This is a genomic window from Rheinheimera sp. (assembly GCF_036782235.1).
Taxonomy (GTDB): domain Bacteria; phylum Pseudomonadota; class Gammaproteobacteria; order Enterobacterales; family Alteromonadaceae; genus Pararheinheimera.
In genome coordinates, this window is sequence record NZ_DAIPZL010000001.1 from 49,757 (window position 1) to 64,680 (window position 14,924).

General features: G+C 52.2%; 11 protein-coding genes. 5 read left to right on the forward strand and 6 right to left on the reverse strand.

Translation table 11 applies throughout. The features are described from left to right. Nucleotides 1-23 precede the first annotated feature (23 nt). Nucleotides 24-779, reverse strand: a complete 756-nt coding sequence (locus V7P87_RS00195; RefSeq protein WP_333795629.1) for a type 1 glutamine amidotransferase domain-containing protein — start codon at nucleotides 777-779, stop codon at nucleotides 24-26. A 150-nt stretch (nucleotides 780-929) separates the two neighbouring features. On the opposite strand from V7P87_RS00195, the gene V7P87_RS00200 reads away from it, so the two are divergent. Further along, nucleotides 930-1,874, forward strand: a complete 945-nt coding sequence (locus tag V7P87_RS00200; RefSeq protein ID WP_333795630.1) for a LysR family transcriptional regulator — start codon at nucleotides 930-932, stop codon at nucleotides 1,872-1,874. 68 nt (nucleotides 1,875-1,942) lie between these two features. On the opposite strand, the gene V7P87_RS00205 is transcribed toward V7P87_RS00200, so the two are convergent. Beyond that, nucleotides 1,943-2,119 carry a YezD family protein gene (locus V7P87_RS00205; RefSeq protein ID WP_333795631.1) on the reverse strand — a complete coding sequence of 59 codons (177 nt, stop codon included), beginning with the start codon at nucleotides 2,117-2,119 and terminating at the stop codon, nucleotides 1,943-1,945. A 630-nt stretch (nucleotides 2,120-2,749) separates the two neighbouring features. Here V7P87_RS00205 and V7P87_RS00210 point away from each other — a divergent pair. After that, entirely contained in the window at nucleotides 2,750-5,230 is a 2,481-nt protein-coding gene (locus V7P87_RS00210) for a TonB-dependent receptor (RefSeq protein WP_333795632.1), read from the forward strand. Between the two features lie 110 nt (nucleotides 5,231-5,340). Beyond that, complete coding sequence (locus V7P87_RS00215) at nucleotides 5,341-6,339, forward strand: sulfate ABC transporter substrate-binding protein (protein ID WP_333795633.1); 999 nt, start codon at nucleotides 5,341-5,343, stop codon at nucleotides 6,337-6,339. An 86-nt stretch (nucleotides 6,340-6,425) separates the two neighbouring features. Here V7P87_RS00215 and V7P87_RS00220 read toward each other — a convergent pair whose 3' ends face one another. Genes V7P87_RS00220 through V7P87_RS00230 form a run of 3 tightly spaced genes read right to left on the reverse strand, consistent with a single transcriptional unit; the run spans nucleotide 6,426 to nucleotide 11,480 of the window. Further along, on the reverse strand, nucleotides 6,426-7,586 hold the full coding sequence (locus V7P87_RS00220) for an ABC transporter permease (RefSeq protein ID WP_333795634.1): 1,161 nt from the start codon (nucleotides 7,584-7,586) through the stop codon (nucleotides 6,426-6,428). Between the two features lies 1 nt (nucleotide 7,587). Next, nucleotides 7,588-10,389: a ribosome-associated ATPase/putative transporter RbbA gene (gene rbbA / locus V7P87_RS00225; protein WP_442967907.1), complete on the reverse strand. Its 2,802-nt coding sequence runs from the start codon at nucleotides 10,387-10,389 to the stop codon at nucleotides 7,588-7,590. Next, entirely contained in the window at nucleotides 10,386-11,480 is a 1,095-nt protein-coding gene (locus V7P87_RS00230; RefSeq protein ID WP_333795635.1) for an HlyD family secretion protein, read from the reverse strand. Before V7P87_RS00230 ends, rbbA begins: the two co-directional genes overlap by 4 nt. Nucleotides 11,481-11,881: 401 nt before the next feature. Between V7P87_RS00230 and V7P87_RS00235 the strand changes: the two genes are divergently transcribed. Together V7P87_RS00235 and V7P87_RS00240 are read left to right on the forward strand one after the other, a co-directional pair. Next, nucleotides 11,882-12,301, forward strand: coding sequence for a hypothetical protein (locus V7P87_RS00235; RefSeq protein ID WP_333795636.1), 420 nt, complete (start codon nucleotides 11,882-11,884; stop codon nucleotides 12,299-12,301). Nucleotides 12,302-12,543: 242 nt separating this feature from the next. Then, on the forward strand, nucleotides 12,544-13,353 hold the full coding sequence (locus V7P87_RS00240; RefSeq protein WP_333795637.1) for a substrate-binding periplasmic protein: 810 nt from the start codon (nucleotides 12,544-12,546) through the stop codon (nucleotides 13,351-13,353). Between the two features lie 32 nt (nucleotides 13,354-13,385). Here V7P87_RS00240 and V7P87_RS00245 read toward each other — a convergent pair whose 3' ends face one another. Then, the gene (locus V7P87_RS00245) at nucleotides 13,386-14,735 is read right to left on the reverse strand and encodes a DUF2252 family protein (RefSeq protein WP_333795638.1); all 1,350 of its coding nucleotides are present in this window, start codon (nucleotides 14,733-14,735) and stop codon (nucleotides 13,386-13,388) included. Nucleotides 14,736-14,924 lie beyond the last annotated feature (189 nt).

The window sequence follows — 14,924 nt, forward strand, 5'->3', positions numbered from 1 at the left end:
TCCGCTGTTTAGCACAGCTGCTGTTATTTGGCCTGTAATAACTTCACCACTGCGGCACCTACTTCGGCGGCTGATTGTGGGTTTTGTCCTGTCACCAGCCGTTCATCTGTCACCACTTTCACCTGCCAGTCGGCGGCTTTTTCATAACGGCCACCTCTTTGACGCAGTTGATCTTCCAGCGAAAATGGCACCACTGTTGTCAGTTTTACGGCATCTTCTTCAGTGTTACTAAAACCGGTCAGCCTTTTGCCGTCAATTAAATATTGGCCATTGTTCAGCCGGATATTTAATAAAGCCGCAGGACCGTGACACACAGCAGCCACCACACCATTTTGCTGATAAATGGCAGCGGCCAGCTGCTGCAGCGCTGTATCAGACGGGAAATCCCACATGGTGCCGTGACCGCCGGCAAAGAGCACAGCTTTGTAAGCTGTTGGCGTTAACTCATTGAGTTTTTTACTGTTGTTCAGTTTATCGGCGTGTTGTTTATCTGCCAGAAACCAGTCATTGACCGCATCTTTTTCCGCCACACTCCGTGCATCCAGCGGTGCTTGTCCACCCTGAATACTGGCAATATCCACCTCAAAACCGGCTTGCAGCAGTTTTTGGTATGGATGGGTGACTTCGCCCAGCCAATAACCGGTTTTTTCACCACTGTTGCCAAGCTGTTGGTGGCTGGTGACCACGATCAGCACTTTATCTGCCGCCAGCGCCAGCTGACTGCCAAGGCTGAGCACTGCAGCCAGCATTAATTTTTTTACCATTAAAAAGTTGTTCATCTGTCACTCCGGCGCCGGCGCTGCCGGCATTGTGGTTCAGGTTGTTTACCGCAGCGGGGTTTTGGCCCGTCCAGGCTGCGACTGGTGCAAAGTGTAGACAGCAGCTAACATCACGGGAAATGAATAGATTAAATCTGTGTAATTCAAATTATGAATATTCAAAACAAAGATCTGAACCTGCTGCTGTTATTTAAGGTGTTATTTGAAGAGCTGAATGTTACAGCTGCGGCCGAGCGTATGGCACTGAGCCAGCCGGCGCTCAGCCATAAATTAAATAAATTGCGCCACGAATTTGCGGATCCCTTGTTTGTACGTTCGGCCCGCGGCCTGACAGCCACTCCTAAAGCTATCCGGCTGGCACCGCAGGTGCTGGCCCTGGCCAGTCAGCTGGAAGCTTTTTATCAGGACAGTCAGAGCCTGGATTTTTTGCAGCAGCAACGCCGCTTTTATCTGTACAGCACTGACTATATTGAAAGCCTGTTATTACCGCCGTTATTACAGCTGTTGCTGGAAAAAGCGCCCGCTGTGCAGCTGGTGACCCGCAATACAATGGGATTATTACCCAGGCAGGAGCTGGAGCGTGGTGAATGTGATTTGGCCATTGCCGGTTTTTATACCGATTTGCCCCAAACCTTGTATCAGCAGCAGCTGTATCAGGAAGATTTTGTTGTACTGTTGCGCCGCCAGCACCCGCTTGCCGGTGCACCGCTAACGCTGCAATCTTATTGTCAGGCGCAGCATATAGTCACCACCCTGACCGGCGATTTAGACGGTATTGTGGACAAAGAGCTGGCTAAATTCGGGCAAAAACGCCATGTGTGCGCCGGCATTTCCAGTTTTATGGCTCCGCCTGCGCTGGTGCTGCACAACGATGTGTTATTAACCTGCTTACGCTCTGTGGCTGAAACCGCAGTGGCACAGCATGACAGCTTACAGCTGCTGCCTTGCCCTTTAACGCTAAAACCGGTGCAGATCAGCCAAATCTGGCACTCCCGCTGTCAGGACGATTTGTTGCATCAGTGGCTGCGCCGGCAAATTGCCACTTTATGCGCCAACAGATACCAAAAAACCGCTACTGCCGCAGTGCCAGGTTAAAGCTCAGTAAACACAAGCCCGGGCAACAGCAGACAGACCCCGGCACGGGCGCTATCAGCCGTAGCGGCTCAACCGGATTGCACCCGCAATTTTTCGGTTTTCTCCAGTTGCACCAGACGGCCCTGATGAAATACCAATTCCACTTTGCCAAATTCAACAGGCCCTATCAGCGACTCCAGTTGCTTCAGCAGCTCAGCCACCAGCCGCTGCTGTTCAAGCGACTGATTTTGTTGCCATTCCTTCATCATTATTCCATAGCTGGTTGTCAGATGACTGTTATTAAAACAGAAAGCCATACATAACCATAAATAATATATAACTAATTTAATATTCCAAAAAAGAATTAAAAGCACAACATGTCAGTTTTTATGTCCCGAAATAACATATTCTTTTTTGCAATATTTATTTTTATTGTAATTCTTTTTTGATCTAACTAAATTAACCACATCACAGCAACATTGCCCTGTTGTTGTGTGTTGCGACAGTGGCCGATCCATTCCGGGCCAGCCGCTGCAGCGAACCTTTCCTCGTCCTGTTGGAATTTTAGCCCGCCTTGTTGCGGGCTTTTTTTTACCACAGCCTCCAGTCAGCCAATCAGCCAGACCACAACAAACGCCAGCTGTTATGCAACCGGCTGAGCCAGCCTGCAACAGCAATTTACAGCGAGCTCGTTATATTCCATTTAGGAATAATAAATCTTATTTAGTTACTTTTTTATTATGGTTAATCCACCTAACATCCAGTGATGCACTTAAGGAAGTGCAGACGTCTAAACGGCGTTAGCCAAAGTTTGGCATCGATGCACTGACCGGATCACCGGAAGTCGCGCAGTGACAACTGAACGATAAAACGACTTAACACAAACGGAGTAAACCATGTCAGTGCAATCTGATTTAAATCTGTATTACGGCACAAAAAGTAAAAAGCTGGAGTTGCCAACCCGTCGCTATCGCGCCCTTAACCCTGTGGCGCTGGCTGCCAGTCTCGCCATCATCACCAGCCCCGCCCTGCTGGCAGACAACAATAGCAGCAGCGCTGTCACTGAGGTTGCAACAGGCGCTGCAGTGGCAACAGCTGCGCCGCTGGAGGTGATCAAAGTCACGGCCCGTAAAAGAGAAGAAAATGTGCAGGACGTGCCTATCGCCATTTCGGTGCTGACTGCGCAGGATTTAGATAAAACCGGCACTTATTCCACTGAACAACTGACACGCTTACAACCCTCTATTCAGCTGATTTCTTCCAACCCACGCAATACTGCGGTGACCATTCGCGGCCTTGGCAGTGTGATTGGCCTGACCAACGACGGTCTGGAATCCGGTGTTGGTTTTTATGTGGATGAAGTTTATTACGCCCGGCCAGGCTCTGCGGTCGTTGATCTGTTAGATATCGAACGGGTCGAAGTATTACGCGGGCCACAAGGCACCTTGTTTGGCAAAAATACCACGGCTGGTGCGCTGAACCTGAGCACTGCAGCCCCGACTTTTACGCCGGAAGGCAAAGCTGAAGTGACTTTAGGCGAAGATGGTTATACCCAGGGCAAAGCCATTATCTCTGGCGGTTTAACGAAGAAAGTTGCAGGCCGGCTGGCTGCATCCAGCACTCGTCGTGACGGCACTGTCTATAACGTCACCACAGGCGCCAAACAAAATGATACCAACAGCCAGGCGCTACGTGGCCAGCTGCTGATTGAAGCAGCACCGGATTTAACCATTAAGTTATCGGCTGATTATGCTTACCAGAACCCCAATGCCAATACCCAGGTGTTTGTACGTTATGGTGCCACCAAACGTTCTGCCGCTTCGCAGTTCCCGGCATTAGCTGCAGCGCTGAATTACCAACCAGCCAGCGAAAACCCTTATGACCGGCTGGTGGATGTCAATTCAACCATTCAGGCGCGGCAAATTCTTAAAGGCAGCAGCGCTAAAGTCGACTGGGATTTAGGTGATTACAGCTTTACCTCCATCAGCGCTGTGCGCGCCTGGGACTGGACACCCCAAAATGACCGCGATTACACAGCACTGGCCATTCGCACCAAATCAAATAACCCTTCGGCGCAGGAGCAATGGAGTCAGGAATTCCGCCTCGCTTCAAATAACAGCGCTAATGGCAGCGGCGAACTGGACTGGGTGGCAGGTTTATACGCCTTTGCGCAGGACGTGGAAACCCACGGCACTGAACAATGGGGCAAAGACGGCGCCCGCTGGCTGATTGGCCAGACCCTGTCAGGAGGCATAAGCGTCCCGTCGAACCTGATTGATGGTTACACTTCCAACACTGACGTGTACTCCAGCACAGATTCTTACGCCGCTTATGCCCAGGCGACCTGGCATATCACAGAGGATTTTCGTGTCACACCGGGTGTGCGTTATACCAAAGAAGAAAAAACCGGTGATTTTACCCAGGTGGCAAGCGGCGGTCTGACAACCACGGACGCTGCACTCATCACCGCCAAACGTGGTATTGCCCGTAACCAGAAATATGATGCCGAGTTCTCTGATTCGAGCCCGACCGGTCAATTAAACCTTGCTTATGACTTCAACGATGACCAGCTGGTTTATCTGAACTGGGCCCGCGGTTATAAATCCGGTGGTATTAATGCGGCCGGTATTCCAACCGACGCTGCCGGCAATCCGTCGCTGGTCAGCGCCACAGTGCAACCGGAAAAATCCACCACAGTCGAGCTGGGGCTGAAATCACAATGGCTGGGGCGACGCCTGACCACCAACTTTGCACTTTATGACACCAAAGTCACCGACTATCAGGCCAACGTGGTTGATGCAGGCCCGGGCGCTTTACGCGGTTATCTCGCCAATATCGAAAAAGTCAGCGTGCGTGGTTTTGAATTTGATAGCCGGGCGCAGCTGACCGACAGCTGGTCGGTGTACGCCACTTACGCTTACACCGACGGCCAATATGATTCGTTCCGCAATGGCCCGCCACCACTGGAAGAGCTGGCATCCGGCACAGCCGCCTTTGATTTGTCCGGCCGCGACTTGCCTGGCGTGTCAAAAAATGCCGGTTCACTCGGCACTGAATACGGCTGGGGCGGTGGCTTCAGTGGCCCCTCTTTTCATATCCCCGGTGAATGGTACAGCGCGGCTGATTTAAGTTACCGCTCAGACTGGAACTCAGATGCGTCAGTGTCGAAATACCTGGTGGTGGAAGCCTCAACGCTGGTCAACCTGCGCCTGGGGTTCAGAACCGACAATGGCACCGATGTGTCGATTTATGCCCGCAACGCCTTTGATGAAGATTATTTAAGTTTCCTCAGCATTCAGGCCGGTAACTCGGGTGCTGTGTATGGCCATGTCGGCGACCCGCGCAATATCGGTCTGCGCGTCAAAGCTGAATTTTAACGCTGTTTTTAACCAGGCCCGGAACATGAAGCGCCGGGCCAGAACACCAATTGACCAAAACAACGGACAGAACCATTGAATCAGGAACACAGGTTCCACTGGAGCACACTATGAGCAAATCCCGTATCGCATTTTTGGTGCTTGCCCTTGGCACTGTCTTTGCCGGCCAGGCGCAAGCCAAAGAAATCACCCTACTGAACGTGTCCTACGACCCAACCCGCGAGCTGTATCGCGACTATAACCAGGCTTTTGCCAAACATTATCAGGCCAAAACCGGCGACACCGTTAAAATTGAACAATCACACGGCGGCTCCGGCAGTCAGTCACGCGCTATTATCGACGGCCTGAAAGCCGATGTGGCCACTCTGGCGCTGTCCGCTGATATTGATGCCGTGGCCCGTATTGGCAAGTTGCTGCCGGATAACTGGGTCAGCGCCCTGCCAGAAAACAGCGCCCCTTATACCTCCACCATTGTGTTTCTGGTGCGTAAAGGCAATCCAAAAAACATCAAAGACTGGGGTGATTTGGTCAAAGACGGCGTGGAAGTCATTACTCCCAATCCAAAAACCTCGGGAGGTGCACGCTGGAACTACTTAGCCGCCTGGGCCTGGGCGCAGCAAAACACCGGCTCATCAGAAGGCGCCAAAGCCTTTGTCAGTAAACTTTATACCCATGTGCCTGTGCTGGATTCCGGCGCCCGTGGCTCAACTACTACTTTTGTCCAGCGTGAGATTGGTGATGTCTTGTTGTCCTGGGAGAACGAAGCTTATCTTGCGGTTAATGAACTGGGTGCCGACAAAGTTGAAATTGTGGTGCCTTCAGTGTCAGTGCTGGCGGAGCCTTCAGTAGCCGTGCTGAAGAAAAACACCGATGCCAAAGGCACCACAGCTGCAGCCACTGAATATCTGCAATATCTGTACAGTAAAGAAGGCCAGGAAATTGCCGCCAAACACTATTACCGGCCACGCGATGCTGAAGTTGCAGCCAAATACGCCAAACAATTCCCGGCCATCAAACTGGTGGATATCCAGAGTTTTGGCGGTTGGGACAAAGTGCAGCCAGAACATTTTGGCGACGGTGGTATTTTTGATCAGATTTATCAGCGCTAACTCAGTGGCGTTAACTCAGCGGCGTTAACTCAGCGACTGGCCAGAGGCTGTAAAAGCCTCTGCTCAGGTTGTGTTGGCCATATTGCTTAAGCCATTTTACTCAATGTGGCGCGGAATCTGGCCAGTGATAACCAGAACAGGGTGGCCGCTATCAGGCTTAATGCCAAAAGCTGCGGCCATACCACAGCAAAACCGGCACCACGGTATAAAATGGCCTGTGACGCCTGCACAAAATGGGTATTGGGTGCAGCCAGCATCAGATACTGCACCAGCTGCGGCATACTTTCTCTGGGGGTCATCCCGCCCGACAACAACTGCAGTGGCAATAACACCAGGATCATCATCAAACCAAACTGCGGCATGGAGCGGGCAATGGTGGCCATAAAAATGCCCATTGAGGTGGTGGCGGCCAGCTGCAAAGCGGCACAAGCTAAAAACAATAATACTGAACCTTCAATCGGCACCTGCAGCACACCCTGAATAACAAAATGCAGCGACAATGCAGTGGCAATCAGCACCACAGCGCCCATCGACAGAATTTTTGCCAGCATAATTTCCGCCGGTGTCACCGGCATCACCAATAAATGTTCTATGGTGCCATGCTCACGCTCACGGATCAGCGCAGCGCCTGTCAGCACTATTGAAATCATCGTCACCATATTAATCAGCTCCATCACAGCGCCAAACCAGGCACTTTTCAGGTTTGGATTAAATCTGGCCCTGAGCACCAGCTCCACCGGAAGCGTTGTGTTGCTGCGGTGTTTTTGCTGATATTCACTGATTTGTGCTGTCACTATCTGCTCTATATAACCGGCGCCGCTAAAAGCCTGACTGATACGGGTGGCGTCCACACTTAACTGCAGTGCAGGCGAACGCCCGGCCAGCACATCCTGCTGAAATTCAGGCGGAATATTCAGCACAAAACTATAACGACCGGCATCCAGCGCAGCGTCGGCTTCATCCAGTGCCAATAACGCCGGTTTGACAAAATAAGGGGGGTAAAACGCACTCTGGATACGCAGTGACAAAGGCGACTGATCTTCATCCACTATGGCAATAGCGGCTTTATGTAAGGTTTCGGGTAAAGACGAACCGGCCAGGTAAATGCTGAGCGAAAAACTCACGCCAATCAGCAACAACATCACAGGCTCCCGCCACAGGCTCCATAACTCTTTTTGTAATAAAAACCAGATATTTAACAGCTTTTGCCGCCAGCCCTGTTGTGTTGTTGTCTGCTGTTGTTTCATCTTAGCGCTCCTGCTTTTTTAACAGCAACAGCGCCGATAGCAGCACCACAGGCACTGCAGCGGTAATCGCCAGTAACGAAGGGTAAATATCGGCCAGCTGCAGCCCTTTGCTAAAAACCCCGCGGCTGATGGTCAGCATATGGCTGGCCGGATGCAGTTCACCAATCAAACGCCCGCCGCCTTCGAGCGCCGACACCGGGTTGATCATGCCGGCAAACTGCACCGCCGGAATAATAGTGCCAAGTACAGTTAACAAAATGGCGGCTATCTGGCTGCGGGTAAAAGTAGAAGCCAACAGGCCAAAAGCAGTGGCAAAAATCACAAATACCAGCACGCTCAGCGACAACGCCAACAGTGAGCCGGTAAAAGGCACGGCAAAAAGGGTCACGGCCATCAGCAGCATCAGCGCATAATTGAGAAGCGCCAGCAGCAGATAGGGCAGCTGTTTGCCCAATAAAAACTCCAGCCGGCTGACCGGTGTCACATACAAATTAATAATGGAGCCCAGCTCTTTTTCCCGCACTACCGACAGCGCTGTTAACAGCGCAGGGATCATCAGCAGCAACATCGGGATCAGCGCCGGCACCATGGCCACTAAACTGCGGATATCCGGGTTATATCGAAACCTGGTTTGCACCACAGCCTGCTGGCTCAGGGTGCTGCTCCCGCCATGCAGCCTGGCTTGCTGCGCCAGCCAATGCAGATGCATGCCCAGCACATAACCTTTGGTGGTTTCGGCCCGGGTAGGCATGGCACCATCTATCCAGGCACCAATTTCAACCGGCTCGCCCCGGCTTAAACGCCGGCCAAAACCAGGCGGAATTTCCAGTGCCAGCGCCAGTTCACCACTGCGCATTCGGGCATCCAGTTGCGCCTGGCTGGTTAAATCCGGTTTTTGAATAAAATAACGGGAGCCAGCCAGGTTCTGCACATAATTTTGACTTAATAACGACTGATCCTGATCCAGCACGGCAAAAGTTAAATCATCCACATCCATGGTGATGCCGTAGCCAAAAAACAGCAGCAATACCAGACTGCCAAAGAGCGCCAGCGCACCACGGATAGGATCACCTTTAAGCTCCAGCGCTTCGCGGCGGGAATAACTGAATAACCGCCGCCAGCTAAAAAGCCGGTTGCGACTGGCGGGCTTTTTAGCTGGCACGGCTGTTTGATGCAGGGTTGCAGGCTCCGACACAGCAGCAGTAGGCGCACCAGCTCCGGCCTGCTGCAAATGCCAGATAAAAGCCTGCTCCAGCGAATCCTGATGATCAGCCGCTAAATTGGCCGGTGTGTCGCTGACCAACACCTTGCCGGCGTGCATCAAGGAGATGCGGTCACAGCGCTCTGCTTCATTCATAAAATGGGTGGAGATAAAAATAGTGACTTTGTCATTGCGGGCTAAATCCAGCATCAGCTGCCAGAACTGGTCGCGTGCTATCGGATCCACACCAGAGGTGGGCTCATCCAGGATCAGCAGCTCCGGCTGATGCACCATGGCAACCGCCAGCGACAAACGCTGGCGCATCCCCAGCGGCAACTGATCAGGCAGGCTGTGTTGCTGCGCTTTAAGCGAAAAACGACTGAGCATCAGCTCAATACGTCCGGCAATTTGCTCTTCCGGCAGGTGAAACAACCTGGCATGCAGCTGCAGGTTTTGCCTGACCGTCAGCTGGTTATACAAAGAAAAGGATTGCGACATATAACCCACCCTGTTGCGGATGGATAAATCATGGCTGGTCAGCTCCTGACCAAAAAGCCAGGCCTTGCCGCTACTGGCCGGCAATAAACCGGTCAGCATTTTCATGGTGGTGGTTTTGCCACAACCGTTTGAGCCTAAAAAACCAAAAATTTCGCCCTGCCGGATTTGAAAACTCACGGCGTCAACAGCGACAAAATCATCAAACTTCATCGTAAGCTGCTCGGCCGCTATGGCTATCACAGGCTCGGCTTGTGCCGCCAGCGGGCTCACCAGCACCGGCTGATGTAAAGCGCGAAGCTCAGGCGGCAACAACTGAATAAAAGCCGCTTCCAATGTGCTACATCCGGTTTGCTGATACAACTGAGCCGGGCTGCCTTGCGCCAGCAAGGTGCCGGCATTCATCACCAGCAAATGGTCAAAATGGCTGGCTTCGTCCATATAAGCTGTGGCCACCAGCACACTGAGATCAGGTTTTTGTGCTCTGATATGGCCAATCAGCTGCCAGAACTGGCTGCGGGATAAAGGGTCGACCCCTGTGGTGGGTTCATCCAGGATCAATAACTCAGGGTCGTGGATCAGGGCACAACACAAACCTAGCTTCTGTTTCATCCCGCCCGACAGTTGACCGGCCGGCCGGTTTAAAAAGCCGGCAAGACCTGTGGCCGCTGTTAGTTCATCAATACGGCGGCGGCGCTCGGCGGCATTATGGCCAAACAATCTGGCAAAAAACTGCAGATTTTCTTCCACCGACAAACTCAGATACAGATTTTTGCCAAGGCCCTGCGGCATATAGGCTATTGCCGGGCAAACCCGCTGACGGTGACCGCCTTTACTGATATCGCCGCCCAACACTTCAATCCGGCCTTGCTGGATTTGCCGCGCGCCGGCAAGGAGCGCCAATAAACTGGATTTGCCCACCCCATCAGGCCCGAGCAATCCAACCATCTGACCGGCCGGGATTTGCAAAGTCAGATCCACAAGCGCCACAGTGTTGCCGTAACTTAAGGACACCGACTGCACTTTTACGACAGGCGCAACCACGGGCGCAGCAACTTTGCTGAAATCAGCCAGACTCGACCCGGCCTCAGACTCTGCGCTGGTCACTGCGCCAGCTCCGGCAGCGTGTCAGGCCAGGGCTGGCTGTCATCGAGGCGAAGATAAGCCACTCCGGGCAAACCGGTTTTTACTTTCTGAATATGCTTTTGCAGCAGTGCCGGGCTGATTTTGGCTTTTACCCTGAACATCAGTTTTTCCCGTTCACTGGCGGTTTCTACAGTTTTGGGGGTGAACTGCGCCACATCAGCCACATAAGACACTTTGGCCGGGATAGACCTTTGTGGCACTGCATCCAGCACCAGCCGCACTTCACTGCCAAGGGCAATCTGGCCGGCACTGGCGGACGGCAGAAAAAACGTCATATACACGTCCGTTAAATCAATCAGACTCAGCACCTTGCCACCAGCCGCCACCACTTCGCCACTTTGGGCAATACGGTATTGAATCCGACCGGCGCGGGGCGCCGTTAACTGAGTGTCCCTAAGCTCCACTTCCACTCTGTGTACTGTGGCCACAGCGGCCTCCACTGCCGACTGCGCCGATAAAATCTGCGCTTTGGCTGAGGTCATGGCCGCTTCTGCTGCAGTAATTTGCGCCAAGCCAGCACTGAGCGCAGCTTTGGCACTGGCCACCTGAGTGTCATTGTCATCGGCCTGCTGTCTGGACACTGAACCACTTTGTGCCAGCGCCTCAGTGCGGCTGGCTCTGGCAAGGGCCGCTTGCAACTCAGCTTCACGTTGTTTCAGCACGGCCTTTAACGCATTTTTTTCACTTTCTCTTTGTTGTACCTGGCTTTGTGCCGTTAACAACATACTTTCGCTTTGTTTTAACTGCGCCTGCGCCTGAGCCAACTGCGCCTGCAAAGCGTCGGACTCCACCTCTGCCAGCAACTGGCCTGCACTGACAAAATCCCCTTCGTCCACCAAAATGGTTTTAATACGGCCCGGGCTTTTGCTGGCGATGGCAATTTCGGTCGCTTCAATACGGCCATTGGCGCGCAGCACGTTGTTGTTGCCATTTTGCTTAGCATAATGCTGAACCCAAAAACCGGCCGCTACGATAAGCAGCAGGCCCAATAGCCCCAATAACAGCAGATTGCTGCGCCCTTGTGGTACATACCCCGATTTCTGTTGTTGCATCTCTAAGTCCCTGAAAACGGCCAATTTTGACGGTGCTTCTGACGGCTTATTGCGTGCGTTTTTCACGGCGCTTTTTACGGCGCACCGCCTGGGCCTGGGCCTGGGCCTGGGCCTGGGCCTGGGCCTGGCAAAATTGTGGCGGCTTGGCTTTGTTATTTCACTTTATGGCATATCAAAGGCAATTTGTGCAAAAACTCAACTGTGCTTGCGCTAAAACAATAAAATTGTGGCCAGACCAGGTAAAGCATGCAGCAATATTGCGGTTCTAGTCAGGTAAAATTCATTTTTGTCCTTTACACTCACCTGCACTTTTCCCGTGAAGCCCACAGCACCCGCTGTTGGTGGTCGAATCCGGCAGTTGTTTAAACACAGCAATTGCCTCTGGTATCAAGGAAGCTGATATGAAAAAAAATATCCTGATGATGATGGCAGCAGCGCTGCTGAGCACGCCCATCCTGGCCGGTGAATTTATCCCTGCTGCAGGTTTTGGCCCGCAATATGGTGACTTAGGCGCCAAAATCAGCTATCGCGAGAACAATCTGGCGTTTTATGCCGGTGTGGGTATTCATGGTGCGGCGCTGGGTGTACAAATGGCGCCTGCGGCAAGCAGCCCTCATGCTTTTGGTGTGATGTACGGCACCGAATCCGACATCTTCAACGCTGAAGAGCTGGTGTTAGTTACTTATGACTATCACTTAACCAGTTTTAGTGGCCGCGGTTGGGTGCTGGGCGCAGGTTTAGGCCAGGGCGATCGCACCGACAAAGGTCGGTACGGCGACAGCAAAACTATTGCTGTGCTGAATATTGGTTATAAATTCTGATCCTCAAAGCAGCAGGGCCAATGACTGGCCCTGCTGCTTTTTTGCTCCCGCCCTGTTAGCGCTCTCTTTTCTGAGCTGCTTCAAACAACAACCTGAGCATAAGCTCTGCAGCAAAATCTTTACTCTTCGTGAATTAATACCAACAACATCAATAGCTTCTTGCATCATTGTTTCGCCTGAAAAGCTGTACCAGCAGTTTAGAAAACTCTTATACTCAGCCTATCGTCCATCGGAGATCGCTGATGAAACTTCTGTTTGCCGTCTTATCGTTGTTCAGCATGCCGCTTTGGGCCGCTCCGCTGCAGATTTGTTATGAAGACAACGAACATTCACCGGCTTTACCCAAACAAATGGTGCAGGGTGTTGCAGCTTATGGCGCCCATAGCCAAACCGCCACTTTGGCTTTTAGTCTGGCTGGTGTACCTATTGAGCTACATCGTATTCCGTGGAAACGCTGTTTGCATGAAGCCGCTATTGGCAAAATGGATGGCGTCATTGGGATTGGCTGGACAGCGCAGCGCCAGCAACAACTGGCTTTTCCGCTGGATGCACAGCAACAGCCTGATGCCAGCCTGAGCCTGATGCAGGTCGATTATCATATTTATACTCATCAGCACCAGCCTTTGTCCTGGGATGGCAGCAGACTGTCAGGGGTTAAATTTGGTTTATCAGCACCGCAGGGTTTTGTGGTGGAACAAAAACTAAAACAGCTGAATGCCCTGAGCACCCTGCCCTCCGGCCTGAATGCCGGGCTGGAGCTGGTGCTCAATCGCCGGTTGGACGGTTATGTGCTGGCCGAATTTGTCGCAGACGCCCAGCTCAAACAGCATCCCAAAGCGGCACTGATTAAAAAGCTGCAACCGCCTTTTTATCAGCAGCCGCTGTTTCTGGCATTTAGTCTACAACTGGCCCAACTGCAGCCTGATGTTATCAAGCAAGTCTGGTTACAAATTCCCAAAGCGCGCGACACTATCGCCAAAGAAGTCGAGCCACTGAGCAAGCCGCCGGCACAGCTGCCAGAACACCAGCCGAGTGTCAACTGCTGTCGCTAGTCCGGAGCCGGAGGCCAGAAGCGGCTGCGAAGTTATTCCGCCTGTGGCAACAACTGTTGTAATAACTGACAATCCTGCACTTGCTGCAACGCATAACGGCGGCAGACAACGGCAAGCTCCGCCTGATGCTGCTGTAGCGCGGCCGCCATTCGTACCTCAAATCGGCAACTTCGCCTGTCACTGCGGCTATGCGCCAGCGCCAGTGCCACAGCACAAGCCTGGGCATACTGACGCATCGACAGCGCCGGGTTTGTGCCATGCAGGCAGATATCTTCCGGATCCAGATCCACATTAGCGTGGTGTAACGAACGCATCAGATAATGTGCACCGTCAAACTGATGTTCATCCAGCACTAAATCCGGCCGGCGTTGCATCAGGCGCTGACAATCGACGGTCAGGTGAGCATCATTAAGCTGATTCACCGGACTTAACTCGGCAAAAAATGCCAGCGGCGCCGAGCGGCGTTGTTGTTTAGCTTCCACCACATGATAAAGCGCCAGATCTTCGTTGCTGTGCCACTGTTTGGGCCCCACCAGCAAATAATAACGCTGCAGATTCAGCGAACCGGTGCCTGCGCCCTGACGCGCCACCAAATCCACAATGTCATCGTCCACATAAGGGCGGAAACTGGTCAGCACCCGCTGATAGTCCTGCTCGCTTAACCTGGTAAATTTGCCAGCATCGGCTTTAAACCTCAGTGGTTTTTGCGTGAAGTCGACAGTTTTAGCCAGGGTACTTTTGGTTAAAAATTGCTCACCTGCAGCCGATCTTTTAATGGCTTTTTTCAGATAAGGTTTTAATAAATGTTCTTTGGGAAAATCGTCCTGCGCGTAAAACCTGCGCTCCGGGTCGTCGCTGATGCGCAGCAGCTCCTGCTGATACTCACGGAAAAACACCAGCATGGCTTTGTCGGCATCTTGCTCGGTCGCCGCTTTTAACTGACTAAAATCAACACTGTCGTCGGCCTGATAACGGCCATCGGCCAAACCACGGCAATAGTCAGCCGCCAATAATAAACTGACGGCAAAACGGCTTAAATCCCAAACAGCTTGACCAACACAGGCATCGTCAAAATCGTTGGGGCCAAAAATCACCCTGTCGCCACTGCTGCCTTCTTCAGTAAAAAAACCAAAGTTTGCCAGATGACAATCGCCCATCACCCTTACCAACGGCACTTCACACAGTGCTTTGGGCAATGCCAGTAACTGGCGATGGATATCGGCGTAAAACAAACCTGAGCTGCCGCGCAAAAACCGGAACGGGCTTTGGGTCATTTTTCGGTGTTTCACTAAAGGCGCTGTGGCGGGATCTGTGCCGTCAGTGCGGATAAATTCTTGTTGTAACTGGGAGATGCGAAGACTTGCTTCAACATAAGTACTCATCTGGGTAGTCCTTCACTGAATCTGGAACCGGGGCAGTTCCTGCGGTGGCCTTGTCTGTCGCCGTCATAAGAAGGCTGCCACCTTACAACTGCAAATGTGATAAGCCGGATGCTAGCGCAACAGCAGAAAAAACTCAGCAGCTGGCGTTTAATTTAAGTCAAAATAATGTAAGTAATTGTGCTTTATCGC

Bases quoted from the DNA above. Each gene is read 5' to 3' on its own strand.
- V7P87_RS00195 (WP_333795629.1), bottom strand. From the start codon at position 779: ATGAACAACTTTTTAATGGTAAAAAAATTAATGCTGGCTGCAGTGCTC.
- V7P87_RS00200 (WP_333795630.1), top strand. From the start codon at position 930: ATGAATATTCAAAACAAAGATCTGAACCTGCTGCTGTTATTTAAGGTG.
- V7P87_RS00205 (WP_333795631.1), bottom strand. From the start codon at position 2,119: ATGAAGGAATGGCAACAAAATCAGTCGCTTGAACAGCAGCGGCTGGTG.
- V7P87_RS00210 (WP_333795632.1), top strand. From the start codon at position 2,750: ATGTCAGTGCAATCTGATTTAAATCTGTATTACGGCACAAAAAGTAAA.
- V7P87_RS00215 (WP_333795633.1), top strand. From the start codon at position 5,341: ATGAGCAAATCCCGTATCGCATTTTTGGTGCTTGCCCTTGGCACTGTC.
- V7P87_RS00220 (WP_333795634.1), bottom strand. From the start codon at position 7,586: ATGAAACAACAGCAGACAACAACACAACAGGGCTGGCGGCAAAAGCTG.
- V7P87_RS00230 (WP_333795635.1), bottom strand. From the start codon at position 11,480: ATGCAACAACAGAAATCGGGGTATGTACCACAAGGGCGCAGCAATCTG.
- V7P87_RS00235 (WP_333795636.1), top strand. From the start codon at position 11,882: ATGAAAAAAAATATCCTGATGATGATGGCAGCAGCGCTGCTGAGCACG.
- V7P87_RS00240 (WP_333795637.1), top strand. From the start codon at position 12,544: ATGAAACTTCTGTTTGCCGTCTTATCGTTGTTCAGCATGCCGCTTTGG.
- V7P87_RS00245 (WP_333795638.1), bottom strand. From the start codon at position 14,735: ATGAGTACTTATGTTGAAGCAAGTCTTCGCATCTCCCAGTTACAACAA.